Raw genomic sequence first — 16,868 nt, 5'->3', positions numbered from 1 at the left:
GGGGGAGGCAAGAGTCATCTGTGCCGAGGGCGGGGACGCTTCGACAGGCTCAGCGACCCGGCTTCACGCCACTGGGTCCCTGAGCCTGTCGAAGGGCCCCACCCCGACGCACCTACTGGGTCCCTGAGCCTGTCGAAGGGCCCACCCCGGGGTCAGCCCGGCGAGCGCGCGAGCACTGCCCCGGCATCCCGCAGCCAGCGCGCCGGGTCCTGCATCGCGGCCTCCCCCGACCCCGCGAGCTCGGTCAGCGAGGCGTGCGCGGCGAACACCGAGGTGTCGGCATCCGCATCGATCCGCCCGGCCACGAGGAGAGCATCGACCCCGGCGCCGACCGCAGTGGCCGCGACGTACGAGGGCACCTTGCCGGCTCCCGACTGCCCGTCGAACGCGCCCTCGCCGGTGATCACGAGGGTAGGACCGACAGCGGATGCCTCGGCCAGCGCACCCGGGAGCCCCACGAGTTCGCCGACCTCGGCCGAACCGGCCACGAGTCGCGCACCCCAGGCCAGCAGGCCGAAGCCGGTGCCTCCGGCCGCGCCGGCACCCGGGGTCTCGGGATCGACGGGCAGCACGGAGGCGAGTCGCGCGAGTCCCGCATCGGCGCGCGCGATCGCGTCGCCCGTGAGCCCCTTCTGCGGGCCGAACACCGCCGCCGCCCCGAGCGAACCCACCAGTGGATTCGTCACGTCGCTGAGCACGAGAACGCCACCCGGGGGCAGAGCGCGCAGCCCGGTCAGATCGAGGGACGCGAGCTCGGCGAGCCCGCGGCCACCGACCGCGATCGGCGCCCCGGACGCGTCCAGGAACCGCGCGCCCAGCGCCGTCAGCATCCCGGTCCCGCCGTCGGTCGACGCACTCGACCCGATCCCGAGCACGAGGCGCGAGACCCCGGCGTCGAGGGCGGCGGCGATCGCCTGTCCGAATCCGAGCGTGTGCGCCTCCTCCCCGATGCGCCGCTCGCCGAGCAGTTCGATGCCGCTCGTGGAGGCGAGTTCGACGACGCCCGTGCCTCCCGGGGCGTCGGGCGTCGCGGGCAGCCTCAGCCACGCGGCATCCGTGGGCGCACCGTCCGGACCCGTCACCCGCACCGGCACGCGCACCGCACCGTCGACCGCGGCGGCGAAGGCATCGACCGTGCCCTCTCCCCCGTCCGCCATCGGCCGCAGCACCACACGATCGCCGGGGCGCACCGAGCCCCACCCCGCGGCGAGCGCGGCGGCGACGTCGGCGGCACCGATCGTGCCCTTGAAGCTGTCGGGGGCGAAGACGACGGTGTGCACGCTCGGGGTCACGCTCACGACACTACGCGGGGCGCGAGAGCGCGGGCGCGAGGAACGGCGAGACGCTGCGCCCGAAGGTCTCGGCCGTGCGCCGTACGACGGCGGCGGGATCGTCGGCCCAGATGTCGGCGTGGAAGATCTCGACCTCGATGTCGCGGTCGTACCCGGTGGCGACCACGGCCTCGGTGAGGGTCTGCAGATCGATCACGCCGTCGCCGGGATAGTGCCGACTGAGCAGCACGTCGGCGGGCAGCGGGGTCTTCCAGTCGCACACCTGATAGGTCGCGATGCGCCCGTCGCGTCCGGCGCGGGCGATCTGCGCGAGCACGTCGGGGTCCCAGAAGATGTGGAACGTGTCGACCGCGGCGCCCACCACCTGCGCGTCGAAGTCGGCGGCGATGTCGAGCGCGAGTCCGAGCGTCGAGACGACGCAGCGGTCGGTCGCGTACATCGGATGCAGCGGCTCGATCGCGAGCGTCACCCCCGCCTCCGCTGCGTAGGGCGCGAGGTCGCCGATCGCGTCGCGCACCCGTTCGCGCGCTCCGGCGATGTCGCGCGAACCCTCGGGCAGCCCTCCGGCGACGAGCACCAGCACGGCGGTCGACCCGGGCGCCCCGGCAGCGGCGAGCGCCGCCGTCTCGTCGATCGCGACGCGGTTGTCGTCGAGCGATGCGCGTCGGGCATCGCCGTCGGGCACCGTGAAGAATCCGCCGCGGCAGTGCGTGGTGAAGCGCAGCCCCGAGTCGGCGAGCATCGTGGCCGCGGTCGCGAGGCCGACGGCCTGCACGGGTTCGCGCCAGAGACCGATCGCCTCGATGCCGGCCCCGCGCGTGACCTCGAGAGCGGTACGGAGGTCGGCGTGCTTGATGGTGGCCTGGTTGATCGACAGCCGGGGATCGGGCGCGGTCATGCGAGCACTCCGTTCATGCGATGACTCCGTTCAGCTTCAGCAGCGCGTGCCAGCGGCCGGCCGCGAGGTCGGGGTTCTCCAACGCGCGCGCCTCGTTCGCGAGCTCGACGATGCGCGACAGGTGCGGCAGGCTGCGCGCGGAGTGCAGGCCGCCGACCATCTGGAACGCGGGCTGGTGTCCGTTCAACCACGACATGAACGCGACCCCCGTCTTGTAGTAGAAGGTGGGTGCGGCGAAGATCTGCCGGCTCAGCGCCTCGGTCGGGCCGAGGATCTCGAGGTAGCGGCCGGGGTCGCCGGCATCCAGCGCCTGGATCGCCGCCGAGGCCGACGTCGTCAGCGCCGCGAAGGCTCCGAGCAGCGCGTCGGAGTGCCGACGCGGCTCGGCCGCCTCGCTCACGGGCTGCGCGGCATCCGGCACGTCCGCTCCGCCGATGAGGCCGACGTAATTGAAGTCGTCGCCGGTGAACATGCGCACGCCGTCCGGCAGGCGGTCGCGCACGGCGACCTCGGACGCCGCGTCGAGCAGGCTCATCTTGACGCCCGACACCTTGTCGGGGTTCTCGCCGATGATCTCGATCAGCACATCGGATGCCGCGCGCCAGTCGTCCGAGCCGAAATACCCCTGCAGCACGGGGTCGAAGGCGGTGCCGAGCCAGTGCAGCACGACCGGGGTCGTCGCCGCCCCCAGCACCTCGCGGTACACCCGGCGGTAGTCGTCGGCCGACCGGGCGGCGCGGGCCAGGTGGCGCGACGCCATGATCACGGGGCCGGCACCCTGCTCCTCGGTGAAGTGCAGCTGCGTCTTGTAGGCGTCGATCACGGCATCCACCGTGATCTGCTCGTCGTCGACGTGGTCGGTGTTGACCCCGACGACGACCGCGCCGCCCTCCTCGCGGGCGACCGCGGCCGAGCGCGAGATCAGCTCGCGGGTGGCCGCGGCATCCAGTCCCATATTGCGCTGGGCGGTGTCCATCGCGTCGGCCACGCCCAACCCCCACGCGTAGGCGTGGCGGCGGAAGGCGAGCGTCGCATCCCAGTCGATCTCGGCGGGACGCCCCGGGGTGTTGTCTCCCGCGACCTTCGGCACGACGTGCGCCGCGGCGTAGGCCACACGGCTCTGCAACGGACCGTCGGGACGGGTGTAGGCGGGCGCCGCGGACAGCTCGACCGTCGTGGTCGAGCCGTCCGGGGCGAGCAGGGTGAGCGCGCCCATGCCCGTCACCCCTCGGTCAGCGGGGTCAGTTCGATCTTGCGCCCCTCGCGCGACGACGCGAGCCCGGCCTCGGCCAGCTGCACACCGCGCGCGCCCGCGAGCAGGTCGAAGGCGTAGTCGGTGCCGAGCACGTACGACTCCAGGAACTCCTCCCACTGCTGCCGGAAGCCGTTCTGGAACACCTCGTTCGTCGGCACGCCGGCCCAGTCGGCCGCGTAGTCGTGGTCGTCGGCGAGGTCGGGGTTCCACACCGGCTTCGGCGTGGCGTTGCGGTGCTGGATCTTGGCGCCGAAGAGCCCGACGACGGCCGAGCCGAGCGTGCCGTCGACGTGGAACTCGACGAGCTCGTCGCGGTTGACGCGCACGGTCCACGAGGAGTTGATCTGCGCGATCGCCCCGCCCTCCAGCTCGAAGATGCCGTACGCCGCGTCCTCCGCGGTGGCGATGTAGCGCTCGCCGTGCTCGTCCCAGCGGTCGGGGATGTGCACGGCCGCCTGCGCGTAGACGCTCTCGACCGTGCCGAACAGGTTCTCGAGCACGTAGTTCCAGTGCGGGAACATGTCGACGATGATGCCGCCGCCGTCCTCGGTGCGGTAGTTCCAGCTCGGGCGCTGCGCGGGCTGCCAGTCGCCCTCGAAGACCCAGTAGCCGAACTCGCCGCGCACCGAGAGGATGCGCCCGAAGAAGCCCGAGTCGATCAGTCGCTTGAGCTTCTGCAGACCGGGGAGGTAGAGCTTGTCGTGCACGACACCGGTCTTGACGCCGGCCTCGCGGGCGAGGCGGGCGAGTTCGAGCGACTCCTCGAGCGACTCGGCGGTCGGCTTCTCGGTGTAGATCGTCTTGCCCGCCGCGATCGCCTTGCGCAACGCCGTGGCCCGCGCCTTCGTCACGAGGAAGTCGGCGTAGATCTCCCACTGCGGATCGGCGAGCGCCGCATCGAGATCCGTCGTGTAGTCGGCGATGCCGTGGCGTTCGGCGAGCTCGGCGAGCTTCGTCTCGCTGCGGCCGACGAGGAGCGGCCGCACCGTCACCCTCGTGCCGTCGGAGAGTTCGATGCCACCCTCGTCGCGGATCGCGAGGATCGAGCGCACGAGGTGCTGGCGGTAGCCCATGCGTCCCGAGACGCCGTTCATGATGATGCCGATCTCGCGCGTCTTCGCGGGAGCGGATGCGGGAGCCTCGGGAGAGGCGGTGGTGGTGAGTGACATCTCGTTCCGTTCTTCCGTCAGGGTGCTGTTCATGCGAGTCAGTTGCCGGCCGCGGCGGGCTTGCCGCCGAGGTAGAGCGCGGCGAGGGTGGGGTCGGCGAGCAGTTCGGATGCCGGACCCGAGATGTGCACGCGACCGAGGTCGAGCACGCAGCCGATGTCGGCGGTCTCGAGCGCCCGTCGCGCGTTCTGCTCGACGAGCAGCACCGCGGTTCCGGCATCGCGCATGCGCACGATCTGCTCGAAAACCTTCTCGGTGGTCTTGGGGTCGAGGCCCATCGACGGCTCGTCGAGGAGCACGACCTTGGGGCTCACCATGAGCGACCGGGCGAACTCGACCTGCTTCTGCTGGCCGCCCGAGAGGAGCCCGGCGAGCTGCTTCCACCGCTCCCCCACGATGGGGAAGAGGTTCTGCACGAACTCCACGCGCTCGTGGATCACCTTCTGGTCCTTGAGGGTGAAGGCACCGAGCATCACGTTCTCGCCGACCGTCATCTCGCGGAAGACGCTGTGGCCCTGCAGCACGTGGGCGAGGCCGTGGCGCAGCATCGACTGCGGGCCCTCGCCGGTGATGTCGCGGCCGTCGACCTCGATCTTCCCCGAGCGCGGCTTGAGCATGCCGCTCGCGACCTTCAGCACGGTCGACTTGCCGGCGCCGTTCGGCCCCACGAGACAGACCACCGATCCCGGCGGCACCTCGACGGTGAGACCGCGGAGCACGAGCGCCGCCCGGCCGTACCCGGCCTCGATGTCGCGCAGCTCGAGCAGGTTCTTCGCTTCAGACTCCAAGGTAGGCCTCCAGGACTCGCGGGTCTTGCTGGATGATCTCGGGGGTGCCCGCGGCGATCGGACGCCCGCGGTCGAACACGATCACGTGGTCGCACAGGCTCATGACCATCTCCATGTTGTGCTCGACGATGATGAAGGTCTTGCCCTCCTCGTTGAGCTCGCGCACGAGGGTCGCGATGCGCCCGATGAGGGCGGGGTTCACGCCACCGGCGGGCTCGTCGAGCATGATCGTGTCGGGCTCGCCCATGAGCACACCCGCGAGCTCCAGCAGCTTCTGCTGGCCGTAGCTGAGGTTGCGGGCCTCGGCGTGCTCGAGGTGATCGATGCCGACGCGTCGTAGCCAGCCGCGGGCGCGCTCGAGCTCTTCCGGATCGTGCGCCGAGCGCAGCTGCTGGCGGATGCTCGTGCTGCGCACCGCGACCAGCAGGTTCTCCATCACGGTCATCCGCGGGAAGACCCGGCACAGCTGGAAGCTGCGGCCGATGCCCGCACGGGCGATGCGGTCGGGCGACTTGCGGGTGATCGCCTGCCCCCGGTAGCGCACCTCGCCGGAGTCCGGCTTGATCATGCCGGTCACGCAGTTGAAGAAGGTCGTCTTGCCCGAGCCGTTCGGCCCGATCAGGCCGTTGACCTTGCCCTCCTGGAAGGTGACCGTCGCGGCGTCGACCGCGGTCACGCCGCCGAACCTCTTGGTCATCTCGACGGTGCTGAGGCTGTCGAGCGTGGTGGTAGCGGCGTTCATGCTGACGTCTCCTTCGCCGCGGCATCCGCTGTTCGCTTCTCGTTCTGCTCGAGCAGCTCGCCGGCGGTCACCTCGCGGATCGAGGCCTGGTCGGATTTGCGGGTGACGAGGTTGCGCACCGCGGGGATGACGCCGTCGGGCATGAAGAGCACGACGATGCCGAGCAGGATGCCGGTGGCGATGAGGTGGAACTGCGTGTCGCCGAACTCGAGCTTGAAGTACTCGAGGGCGACACCCACGACGACTGCCCCGAGGAGCGGGCCGAAGAGGTTGCGCACCCCGCCGAGCAGCGCCATGAGCACCATGTAGGAGCCGATGAGGATCGAGAACTGGAAGATCGGGTCGAGGTCGCCGAACCACAGCGCGTACAGCCCGCCGCCCAGCGACACGAACAGCGCCGAGAGGATGTAGGCGATGAGCTTGTAGCGGGTGGTCGGCACGCCCAGCGACTGCGCCTTGTCCTCGTCCTCGCGGATGGACTTGAGCGCGGTGCCGAACTTCGACCGGTCGATGATCCACCACACCAGCAGCGCGAACGCGAGCAGGGCGACGAACAGGTAGAAGAACACGCGGTGATGCTCGGGGCGCAGCATGCCCGGGAACGGCCGGGGGACGTTGAGTCCCTCGGAGCCTCCGGTCACCTCGCGCCAGCTCTGGAAGACCAGCAGCATGATGAGCACGAAGGCGATCGAGACGATCACGAACGACGCTCCGCGCACCCGGAGGGCGGCGATGCCGATCGGGATCGCGATGACCGCGACGAGCAGGGCGGCGAGGACCCAGGCGACGAAGCCCGGCAGCGCCAAGTACTTGATCAGGAGCGCGGTGCCGTAGGCCCCGAGCCCGAAGTAGGCGGCGTGGCCCAGGGAGATGTACCCCGTGAACCCGCCCATGAAGTTCCACCCCGTCGACAGCACGGCGTAGTTGAGGATGACGACGCCCGCCGACAGGATGTACGGGTTCGGGGCGATGGTCGGGAACGAGAGGATGAGCGCCGCGCCGATGATGAGGGCGGCGAGCTTGATCCACGTCGTCGAGCGACGGCGGGTGGGAGCGGGCGGAGCGATGACGACCGTCTCGGTCGCGATCGGTTCGCGGCTAGAAACGCTGGGCAAGACGACCTCCGAAGAATCCTTGCGGGCGGAACATCAGCGTGGCGAACAGGGCGACGTAGAAGATCGTCTGCGCCCACGTGGGTCCGAGGGGGAGCTGCAGCAGGCTCTGCGCGACTCCGAGGACGAGCGCCGCGATGGCCGCGCCCGGGATGCTGCCGAGACCGCCGACGACGATGATCGCCATGAGCGGGCCGATCCAGTGCCAGTGCAGCGACGGGTAGATCGTGGCATCGAGCGAGAGCGCGGTGCCGCCGATCGCGGCGGTCGCGAGGCCGAGGCCGAAGCCGTAGCCCGCGACGCGGTCGGTGTTGATGCCGACCAGCCGCGCCGCCTCCGGATGCTGGATCGTGGCCCGGAGCGCCTGGCCGAACTTCGTGTACTTCAGCAGCACGAAGAGGCCGGCGAGCGCCACGGCTGCGAGGCCGAACGCGATGAGCTTGACGACCGGCACCGAGGCGCCGAAGAAGTCGAGGCTCGCGCTGGCGTACGGCAGCGGGATGCGCCGCTGGGTGCCCGAGAAGAAGAACCCGAGCGCTCCCTCGATGATCAGCGCCACCGCGAAGGTGAGCAGCACCGACATCATGGTCAGCGTCAGCGGCTTGAGACGCGACACCAACAGCCGCTGCATCACGACGCCGGTGAGGAAGAACAGCGGCACGGTGACGACCAGCGAGAGGAGCGGGTCGAGCCCGGTCTCGCGGTTGAACCACCAGGCGAGGTACGCGGCGAGGATGAGGAACGCGGAGTGCGCGATCATCACGACGCGCATGATGCCGAAGTAGAGGGTGAGGCCTGCGGCCAAGAGGGCGTAGAGCCCTCCCAGCAGCACACCGAGGATCAGGCTTTGGAGAAGAAGAGAACCACTCACGATGTGCGGATCACCACGTCGGCTTCGGGAAGAGGAAGTCGGTCTCCTTGACGTCCTCGGGGAGGACGATGCGGATCTCGCCGCCGACCCACTGCTGGATGAGGTGGGCGCCGGTGGGCTTGCCCGTCTCGTCCCAGCTCAGGGGTCCGACCACGGTCTCCACCTCGTTGTCGCGGAGCCAGTCGATGAGCTGCTGCTGGCACTCGCCCTGCTCGGCGCAGCCGACGGCCTCGACGGCCGCGGCCACGACCTGGCCGGTCGTGTACGCGTTCGCCTCGTCCTCGGCCGGCGGGTTGCCGTGCATCTCGGTGTACTTCTCGACGAACTCGATGTTGCTGGGGAACTGCGAGTCGGGCGAGTAGCCGGTGGGAGCCAGGATGCCCTCGGTCGCCCCGCCGATCGCCGCGGCGAACTCGGGGTTGGTCGGGGCGGTCGAGAACGCGGCGAGCTCGGGCTGGTAGTTCAGCTGCTGCAGCGCGATGATCAGGTTGACCGCGTCCTGGTACTGGGTGCCGCCGATCACGATGTCGGCATCCGACTGCGCGATCTTCGCCGCGATCGTCGAGAAGTCGGTCGTGTTGGGCGGGTAGACCTCGTCGACGAGGATCTCGACGCCGGCCTCTTCGAGCTTGTCGCGGAGGCCGTAGGCGGTGCCCTGCGCGAAGGGGTCGTCCATCGCGGCGACGGCCGCCGTCTCGGGACGCTGGTCCTCGGGAAGAGCGAGCAGGTAGTCGGCGAGGTTGTTGTAGTGGTCGTTCGCGATCGCGGGGGCGGCGTAGAAGAGGTTGTCGAAGCCCTGCTCGAACACCTCGGCCGCGGCTCCCGCCGGCTCGACGAACAGCATGCCGTACTCCTGCGCGACACGCGCCGAGGGCACGACCAGGCGGGTCGAGAACGGGCCGAAGACCAGGTCGACGCCGTCCTGGGCGATGAGCGACTCGTAGTCCGAGACGACGCGGTCGGCGTTGGACTGGTCGTCGAGGATCTTCAGCTCGACCTGGCGACCGAGCAGTCCGCCGTTCTCGTTGATGATGTCTCGCCAGGCCTCGTAGCCCCGCTCGACGCCCTTGCCCGGCTCCGAGAAGTCGCCGGTGAGCGGCAGCGAGATGCCGATGACGATGGGGTCGTCCGATCCACCCCCTTCCGACTGGTCACCGGTTCCGGAACAGGCCGAAACCGTGAGGGCGGCGATCGTCAACGATCCGATCGCTGCGGCAATCCGTCGACCTTGGCGGCGTGCAGTCATGCGGGTGTCTCCTACGTCATCGTAAGCGAAAGCGCTTTCGTAAGCGCTTCCGCCACTATACTTGCGTGGAAGAACGAGAGCAACCCACAGCGCGATCAGCGTCGATTTTGCTCCAGGGGGAGGTTTTCGTGAAGCGTACAGGTACGCCGCGACTCGTGGACGTCGCCGAGGCGGCCGGGGTCTCCCTGGCGAGCGCCTCCCGCGCGATGAGCGGGGGCTCGGGCATCTCGCCCGAGGTCGCCGCCCACGTGCGACGCGTCGCGCAGGAGCTCGGGTACGAACCCAACCTGCACGCGCGGGGCCTCGCCGGCGGGCTCGTGCCGACCATCGGTCTGCTGGTGCACGAGATCGGCGACCCGTACTTCTCCGAGATCGCCAGCGGCGTCATCCGCAGCGCCACCCTCGAGAACCGCTCCGTGCAGATCGCCCAGGCCGACCGCACCCCCGAGAGCGAGCTCGCGCAGGTGCAGGCGCTGCTCCGGCAGCGCGTGGGATCGATCATCATCGCCGGCTCCGGCTACGCCGACCCCGAGCACGAGCAGAAGATGACCGCCGCGCTCGCCGACTTCGCGCTCGCCGGCGGTCGCGCCGCCGTCATCGGCCGTCACTACCTGCCGATCGACGCCGTGCTGCCCGACAACCACCGCGCCGGCGTCTCGGTCGGCGCGCACCTCGCCGCCCTCGGGCACCGTCGCATCGGCGTCGTCGCCGGCCCCCTCGAGCTCAACACCGTCGCCGATCGCATCGCCGGTCTCCGCGAGGGCATCGCGGATGCCGACGTCGAACTCACCGTGGTCTCGAAGGAGTTCACGCGCGAGGGCGGCATCGCGGGGGCGCGCGAACTGATCGACGGCGAGTTCCGGGGCCGCGGCCTCACCGCGATCGTCGGCCTCAACGACGCCATGGCCATCGGCATCCTGAGCGAACTGCGCCAGCACGGCATCCGCGTTCCCGACGATCTGTCGGTCGTCGGCTTCGACGACATCGCGGTCGCCGCCGACGTCGCCCCCGCGCTCACCACCGCCCGCATCCCGATGTTCGAGATGGGGCAGCACGCCGTCGCACTCATCCTGCGCCCCGCGAGCGACGAGGCCCGCACGATCGCGACCTCGCACGAGCTGATCGTGCGCGCGTCGACGGCGGCGCCGCGCGGCTGACGCTCCTCACCGAGGAGTCACGACACGCCGCGCCCCTGCATCCGTTCGCGGCGTGTCGTGACCCCTCACGCCCCTCCCACCCCCGGGACTCAGCCGTGCGGCCAGCGCGGCACGACGAGCGGGCTCCCCGACTCGGGGTCGAGGATGACCCGGGCGTCGAGCCCGAAGACGTCGGCGACGAGCGACTCGGTGATGACCTCGCCGGGCGTGCCGGTCGCGACCACCTCGCCGTCCTTCATCGCGATGACGTGATCCGCGTAGCGGGCGGCCTGGTTGAGGTCGTGCAGCACCGCGACGAGCGTGTGCCCCTGCGTGCGGTTGAGGGTACGGCACAGCTCGAGCAGCTCGATCTGGTGGCTCACATCGAGATAGGTCGTCGGCTCGTCGAGCAGCAGGATCGGCGTCTGTTGCGCGAGCGCCACCGCCATCCACACGCGCTGCCGCTGCCCACCCGAGAGCTCGTCGACCATCCGACCCGACAGATGACGGATGCCGGTGGCGTCCATCGCCTCGGCGACGGCGGCCTCGTCCTCCGGCGACCACGGCGCGAACAGGCGCTGGTGCGGGTACCGCCCCCGCGTGACCAGATCGACGACGCGGATGCCGTCCGGAGCCACCGGCCCCTGCGGGAGGAGTCCGATCTCGCGCGCCACGTGCTTGGTGGGCAGATCGTGCAGGCTCTTGCCGTCGAGCAGCACGCTCCCCCGGGTCGGGGGCAGGAGCCGCGTCAGGCTCTTGAGCAGCGTCGACTTGCCGCAGGCGTTCGGCCCCACGATCACGGTGAACGCGCCGTCGGGGATCTCGACGGACACATCGGCGCACACGAGCTTGTCGGCATAACCGAGGGCTGCGCCATCGACCATCAGTCGGGTCATCTCTTCTTTCCCTCTCGCAGGAGCAGCCACAGGAAGTACAGTCCGCCGATCGACACCGTGACGATGCCGACGGGCAGGGGGGAATCGGGATGGATGCGCTGCGCGACCACATCGGCGAGCAGCAGCAGCAGAGCCCCGACGGCGGAGGTCGGGCCGAGCGCGAGCCCGTCGGAACGCACCACTCGGCGGGCGATCTGCGGGGCCGCGAGCGCGATGAACGAGATCGGTCCGACGGTCGCGGTGGCGAGGGCGGTGAGCCCCACCCCGATCACGATCGCTGCGACCTGCACCGCGCGCACGTTCTGGCCCAGGGCGGTGGCGAACGGCATCCCGATCTGCATCAACCGCATCGGTCTGCTCAGCGCCATCGCGGCGATCAGGAAGACGGCCGATCCGCCGAACGCCCCGAGGAACGTCGCCCACGAGACGCCGGACAGGTTGCCGGCACCCCACAGGCTCGCCATGATCGCGTCTTCGACGGTGGCCGTCAGCAGGATCCACACGTTCACCGAGGCGAGCATGGCGCTGACCGCGATCCCCACGATGATGAGCCGCACCCCGCGCACCGCCCCGCGCTTCGACGACAGGAAGAAGACGAGGAACGCGGTCGCCACACCTCCGGCGAGCGCGCCGGCCATGGTCTCGACCGAGCCGCCGCCGAGCAGCAGCATCACGACGATCGCGCCCGTGTACGACCCGGTCTGGAATCCGATCACGTCGGGCGAGCCCAGCGGGTTGCCGGTGAGGTTCTGGAAGATCGCGCCGCTCATCGCCAGGCACGCACCCAGCAGCACCGCCAGGAGGATGCGCGGCGCACGCCATTCGAGCACGACCATCGAGGTGTACGCGTCGCCCCGGCCGATGAGCGCTTCGAGCGCCTCGATCGGGGTGATCTGCGCCGAGCCCGAGAACACCGCGAAGACGGCGAGGAGCACGATCGCGATCCAGAGCCCCGCGCAGAGACGGGCCGAGCGTGCGTCGACGAGCAGGAAGGGGCGGGAGCGCGGGCCGATGCGGTGCACGCGCCGGCCGAAGTCGAGGCTGGTCATCCCGTCACACCTCCGAGACGCGGAAGCGCCGCACCATGTAGATGAGCACCGGCGCTCCGATGAACGCGGTCACGACGCCCACCGGCACTTCGCCGGCGGTGATGACGCGGCCGAGCACATCGGCGAACCCCATGACGGTCGGCGCGATGAGCACCGAGTACGCGAGGATCCACCCCTGGTGCGGGCCGACGATCATGCGCGCGAGGTGCGGGGCGAGCAGCCCCAGGAAGCCGATGGGACCGGCGGCGGCCGTCGCCCCGCCCGCAAGCAGGGCGATCGCGACGAGCACGACCAGACGGATGCGGTTCGGATGCGCCCCCATGGCGACAGCGGATGCCTCACCCAGCGACAGCACGTCGAGGGAGCGGGATGAGAGGAAGGCGATGAGAAGTCCGACCGCGATGAACGGCACGATCGCGAGCGTCGCCTCGAGGGGCTGCGAGGCCGTGGTTCCCGCCGACCACCCGCGCATCTTCTCGAGGATCTCGGAGTGCGTGAGCAGCACGGCGGAGGAGAAGCCCATGAGCACCGCGCCGAGCGCGACGCCCGAGAGCGTCATGCGCACGGGGTTGCCGCGGGCGGTGCCGGTGTTGCCGATCACGAAGACGAGCACCGAGGTGATCATCGCTCCGGCGAACGACCACCACATGTACTGCGAGATGTCGGTCATGCCGAAGAAGGCGAGCCCCACGACGACGGCGAGCGAGGCGCCCGCGTTCACGCCCAGGATGCCGGGGTCGGTCATGGGGTTGCGGGTGACGGCCTGCATGAGCGCTCCGGCGACGCCGAGGGCGGCACCCGCGACGAGGATGAGCACGGTGCGCGGAACGCGCGAGAACCAGACGGTCTGCGAGATCGCGTCGGCGAGGTCGGGGTGCAGGAGGGCCTGGATCACCTCGGCCGGCGGAACGGCGCGAGAGCCGACGAGCATGCTGGCGGCGAGGGCCGCGACGCAGAGGATCGCGAGCGGCACGAGGCCGACCCAACGTCGACCGGCGGCGGAGCGGGTGGAGGAACGGGCGGCGGAGCGGGGCGAGGGCGGACGCGGGTCCGCCCCGGACACGAGGGTGTTCGGGGCGGGCCCGGATGCCGCGGGCTGCGGGTTCATCCGACGGTCAGGAGACCTTCGTCGACGCCGAGACGAGGTCGGCGACGTCGTTCAGCCAGGCCGCGTACGTCGTGGCGGTCATGGCGCCCTTCGAGCTCCAGGCGCCGAGCTGGTCGGCCTGCACGGCGGGCAGTGCGTCCCAGAGGTCGGCGGTGAAGGAGAAATCGTCGTTGTAACCCTCGATGAGCAGGATGTCGGCCGGGTAGGTCGAGGCATCCTCCCAGGCGACCTGGCCCCACGGGTTGCCGGTCTCGGGGGCGTCGGCGCCGACGATGGTCGCACCGAGCTCTTCGAGCAGCTCGGCCTGGGCGAAGCCGACGCCGGTGTACAGCATCTCCTTCGTGGGGCTGGTGAGCATGATGTTCAGGCCGCTGTCGGCGATCGCCGCGCTGAAGGCATCCTTGGCGTCGGCCAGGTCGGCGTCGGACTGCACGATCGCGTCGGATTCGACGTCGGCGCCGAAGAAGGCCGCGATCGTGCGGGTGTCGGCGATGCGTCCGTCGATCGTCTCGCTGCCGGGCAGCGGAACGAAGGGCGCGACGCGCGTGAGCTGCGCATTGACGTCTTCATCGAACCACTGCCAGCCGTCGGCGGTGCCCTGACCGATGATCGCGTCGGGGCGCAGCTCGGCGAGCTTCTCGACGTCGATCTCGCCGTCGGTGCCCACCTTGGGGATGTCGGAGATGTCGGCGTCGCCCATCACGAAGGGGTTGTCGCACTCGTAGCCGAAGAGGGCGACGGGCTCGATGCCATACTCGTGCAGCGAGCTGTAGGCGTAGCAGTCCATCACGATGCTCTCGGGCTGCGCGGCGAAGTCGATCGACAGGCCCTCGAGCGAGGGGTGCTCGAGGGTGACGCCCTCCCCTGATTCCGGTTGTTCCGCGGTGTCTCCGGTCGAGGCGCACGAGGCGAGGAGCAGGGCGGAGGCGGCGACGAGGGCAGCGAGAGAGGACCGGCGGAGCACGGCGAAGACCAATCTGTCGGTGGAAGGGGGAGCCCTTCGACCGTAACAAGAATTTAGTTAGGGTAGGTAATCCTAAGTTCATCCTCGGGCGTGTCTCCTCCGCTCCATTAGGCCCCTGAGCCTGCCGAAGAGCCCACCCCGCGGAATCCGCAACGGAGGAGATCACGCGCTCGGCAGGACCCGAACCGCGGATACCCCCTGCAGAAGCAGAGATCTCCTCCCCTCGCGCGTACCGGGACGCTTCGACGGGCTCAGCGACCCAGATCCGGCGCAGCAACCGCGACTGGGTCCCGGAGCCTGTAGAAGGGTCCACCCCGCAGCGACCGCGCCCGGGCTACCGCGGGAGGGCGCAGGCAGCGGTACCGCCGCTCCCCCGCGATCAGCCAGACGTAGTGCGTCACGTCGTGGCGGCTCAGGCCGAGTGCGTCGAGGTCGAGCCACTGCCAGGGCTGGGCGTCGGGGAAGCGTGCGAGTCGCTTTTCGAGCACGCCCACCGCGGTGGTGCAGAACCCGCAGTCACCGTCGAAGACGAGAAGAGGCCGGGCGCGCATACCCCGACCCCACCACAGCGCCCGGGAGTTCTCAACCCCCTGGAACGCCCTCGGTCGCGGGCGGAGTTCTCCCCGATGGGCGGATGCCCGCGCCGAGAATGTCCGCCCGACACGGAGTTCTCCGCCCCTCGCGAAGGGGCGGCACGAACCTCAGGCGTCGATGACGAGGGTGTCGGAGAGCGCCCGCGAGACGCACGGGTACATCGTCATCGACGCGTCGTCGCCGGTGAGCGAGTCGCGATGCTCGGGGATGCCGTCGAGCACGTTCACCGCGCAGGAGCCGCAGATGCCGCGCAGACATGAGCCCTCGACGGGCACGCCCGCACTCTGCAGCGCGCCGAGCATCGACCGCTCGGCCGGCACCGCGACCGTGGTGTCGCTGCGCGCGCAGACCACGGTGAACGCCTCGTTCGGCCGGAACTCGCGCGGCTTCGGCTCGAAGCGTTCGACGTGCACGCTCGCACCATCGGTCGCGGACCCCGCGAGGTCGTCGAGCGCATCGACGAAGCGCTGCGGCCCGCAGGCGTAGACCGCGGTGCCGGGTGCGAGTCCCGCGTAAAGCACGCCCAGGTCGAGGCGCCCCGCCTCGGCGCCGACATGGATCGCGACGCGATCGCCGAGGGCAGCGAGATCGTCCGCGAAGGCCACGTCTTCGCGCCGGCGTACCAGGTAGGTCATCCGCCAGTCGGCATCCTCAGCGGCGAGGTGCCGCGCCATCGCCAGGATCGGCGTGATGCCGATGCCCGCCGCGAGCAGGTGGTACGCCGGAGCATCCGCCAGCGTGAAGAGGTTGCGGGGCGGGCGCACCCACACCCGGCTCCCCACCCGCAGGAACGAGTGGATGTAGTGCGAGCCGCCGCGCGAGAACTCCTCGCGCAGCACGGCGATCCGATAGCCGTGCGCATCGGCGGGGTCGCCGCACAAAGAGTACTGGCGTTCGTGCCGCGTGATGAGCTGCACGTCGACGTGCGCCCCCGGCTGCCACGGCGGCAGCACGGCGCCGTCGGGCGCTGCCAGCCGGATGCTGACGATCGACGGCGTCTCACGGACGATCTCGCTCACGACGAGGGGGAGCATCCCCGCACGGGACCGCATTCAGTACAGGTTCCGGTAGGCGCCGGCCATCGCGTCGTCGATCACGTCGCCGACCGAGGGATCGAAGCCCGACATGCTCGCCCAGATCTTGCCCGAGGTCGGCACCTCCTCGGCGAGGTCCTGCATCTCGGCGTCCCAGAGACCCGCCCGCACGAGCGCCCGCCCGCAGTGCAGGTACACCTGCTCGGTGCGCACGACGATCGCGAGATCGGGAACCGCGTGGTCCTGCTCGAGCATCGCCAGCAGCGAGGGGTCGTTGGTGACGGTCGCGGTGCCGTTGATGCGCAGCGTCTCGGTCATGCCCGGCACGAAGCACAGCAGCCCGATGTGCCCGTTGTCGATGATGTTGGTCATCGAGTCGGCGATCTTGTTGCCGAGCCGGTCGGGGATCACCAGCGTGCGCGGGTCGAGCGCCCGCACGAATCCGGGATAGTCGCCGCGCGGCGAGCTGTCGCAGTTGCCAGCGGCATCCGCGGTCGCCAGGCTGCAGAACGGCGAGTGCGCGAGGAAGGTCAGGCAGTTCTCGTCGAGGTAGTTCGTGATCTTCTGCGTGGTCGGCGCCTCGGGTTCACCGAGCGTCGACCTGAGGTACGCCAGATCGACGGAGGGGAAGTCGAAGCTCTCCATCCCTCCAGGCTAGCCAGGCGGATGCCGGTCGTCACCGTCGCGACGCCACAGCGTCGCCCCCACCGGCTG

General features: G+C 70.2%; 17 protein-coding genes. 1 reads left to right on the top strand and 16 read right to left on the bottom strand.

The features are described 5' to 3' along the window. Positions 1–152: 152 nt before the first annotated feature. The 9 genes from ACIQTT_RS13625 to ACIQTT_RS13585 are packed head-to-tail and all read right to left on the bottom strand — an operon-like array spanning position 153 to position 9,373. Positions 153–1,280 carry a glycerate kinase gene (locus ACIQTT_RS13625; protein WP_402791195.1) on the bottom strand — a complete coding sequence of 376 codons (1,128 nt, stop codon included), beginning with the start codon at positions 1,278–1,280 and terminating at the stop codon, positions 153–155. A 22-nt stretch (positions 1,281–1,302) separates the two neighbouring features. Beyond that, on the bottom strand, positions 1,303–2,190 hold the full coding sequence (locus tag ACIQTT_RS13620) for a sugar phosphate isomerase/epimerase family protein (protein WP_402790909.1): 888 nt from the start codon (positions 2,188–2,190) through the stop codon (positions 1,303–1,305). A gap of 13 nt (positions 2,191–2,203) precedes the next feature. After that, entirely contained in the window at positions 2,204–3,406 is a 1,203-nt protein-coding gene (locus ACIQTT_RS13615) for a dihydrodipicolinate synthase family protein (RefSeq protein WP_402790906.1), read from the bottom strand. Positions 3,407–3,411: 5 nt separating this feature from the next. Continuing rightward, complete coding sequence (locus ACIQTT_RS13610; RefSeq protein WP_247633913.1) at positions 3,412–4,614, bottom strand: Gfo/Idh/MocA family protein; 1,203 nt, start codon at positions 4,612–4,614, stop codon at positions 3,412–3,414. Between the two features lie 38 nt (positions 4,615–4,652). Continuing rightward, positions 4,653–5,402 (bottom strand): ABC transporter ATP-binding protein, encoded by a 750-nt coding sequence (locus ACIQTT_RS13605; protein WP_247624612.1) that lies wholly within the window; start codon positions 5,400–5,402, stop codon positions 4,653–4,655. Then, a complete protein-coding gene (locus tag ACIQTT_RS13600; protein WP_247624611.1) occupies positions 5,392–6,144 on the bottom strand; it encodes an ABC transporter ATP-binding protein in 753 nt (250 codons plus the stop codon). Before ACIQTT_RS13600 ends, ACIQTT_RS13605 begins: the two co-directional genes overlap by 11 nt. Beyond that, entirely contained in the window at positions 6,141–7,259 is a 1,119-nt protein-coding gene (locus ACIQTT_RS13595) for a branched-chain amino acid ABC transporter permease (protein ID WP_402790900.1), read from the bottom strand. The genes ACIQTT_RS13600 and ACIQTT_RS13595 overlap by 4 nt, the downstream gene beginning before the upstream one ends. Continuing rightward, on the bottom strand, positions 7,243–8,127 hold the full coding sequence (locus tag ACIQTT_RS13590) for a branched-chain amino acid ABC transporter permease (RefSeq protein ID WP_402790897.1): 885 nt from the start codon (positions 8,125–8,127) through the stop codon (positions 7,243–7,245). Before ACIQTT_RS13590 ends, ACIQTT_RS13595 begins: the two co-directional genes overlap by 17 nt. A gap of 10 nt (positions 8,128–8,137) precedes the next feature. Beyond that, entirely contained in the window at positions 8,138–9,373 is a 1,236-nt protein-coding gene (locus ACIQTT_RS13585; protein WP_247624608.1) for an amino acid ABC transporter substrate-binding protein, read from the bottom strand. A gap of 128 nt (positions 9,374–9,501) precedes the next feature. Here ACIQTT_RS13585 and ACIQTT_RS13580 point away from each other — a divergent pair, with 128 nt between their 5' ends. Next, positions 9,502–10,530: a LacI family DNA-binding transcriptional regulator gene (locus ACIQTT_RS13580; protein ID WP_402790893.1), complete on the top strand. Its 1,029-nt coding sequence runs from the start codon at positions 9,502–9,504 to the stop codon at positions 10,528–10,530. A gap of 89 nt (positions 10,531–10,619) precedes the next feature. On the opposite strand, the gene ACIQTT_RS13575 is transcribed toward ACIQTT_RS13580, so the two are convergent. From ACIQTT_RS13575 to ACIQTT_RS13545, 7 genes are all read right to left on the bottom strand, one after another. After that, the gene (locus ACIQTT_RS13575; protein ID WP_402790890.1) at positions 10,620–11,405 is read right to left on the bottom strand and encodes an ABC transporter ATP-binding protein; all 786 of its coding nucleotides are present in this window, start codon (positions 11,403–11,405) and stop codon (positions 10,620–10,622) included. Continuing rightward, positions 11,402–12,454, bottom strand: a complete 1,053-nt coding sequence (locus ACIQTT_RS13570; protein ID WP_402790888.1) for a FecCD family ABC transporter permease — start codon at positions 12,452–12,454, stop codon at positions 11,402–11,404. Before ACIQTT_RS13570 ends, ACIQTT_RS13575 begins: the two co-directional genes overlap by 4 nt. Positions 12,455–12,458: 4 nt before the next feature. Next, positions 12,459–13,562, bottom strand: a complete 1,104-nt coding sequence (locus tag ACIQTT_RS13565; protein WP_402790886.1) for an iron chelate uptake ABC transporter family permease subunit — start codon at positions 13,560–13,562, stop codon at positions 12,459–12,461. 7 nt (positions 13,563–13,569) lie between these two features. After that, positions 13,570–14,526, bottom strand: a complete 957-nt coding sequence (locus tag ACIQTT_RS13560) for an ABC transporter substrate-binding protein (protein ID WP_402790883.1) — start codon at positions 14,524–14,526, stop codon at positions 13,570–13,572. Positions 14,527–14,777: 251 nt separating this feature from the next. Beyond that, a complete protein-coding gene (locus tag ACIQTT_RS13555; RefSeq protein ID WP_402790880.1) occupies positions 14,778–15,077 on the bottom strand; it encodes a hypothetical protein in 300 nt (99 codons plus the stop codon). Between the two features lie 150 nt (positions 15,078–15,227). Continuing rightward, complete coding sequence (locus ACIQTT_RS13550; RefSeq protein WP_402790877.1) at positions 15,228–16,154, bottom strand: PDR/VanB family oxidoreductase; 927 nt, start codon at positions 16,152–16,154, stop codon at positions 15,228–15,230. 18 nt (positions 16,155–16,172) lie between these two features. Then, positions 16,173–16,799 carry an MSMEG_1061 family FMN-dependent PPOX-type flavoprotein gene (locus ACIQTT_RS13545; protein ID WP_402790875.1) on the bottom strand — a complete coding sequence of 209 codons (627 nt, stop codon included), beginning with the start codon at positions 16,797–16,799 and terminating at the stop codon, positions 16,173–16,175. Positions 16,800–16,868 lie beyond the last annotated feature (69 nt).

Source organism: Microbacterium sp. NPDC090225, from assembly GCF_044772365.1.
Lineage (GTDB): Bacteria > Actinomycetota > Actinomycetes > Actinomycetales > Microbacteriaceae > Microbacterium.
This window is presented reverse-complemented; position numbering and strand designations above follow the sequence as displayed.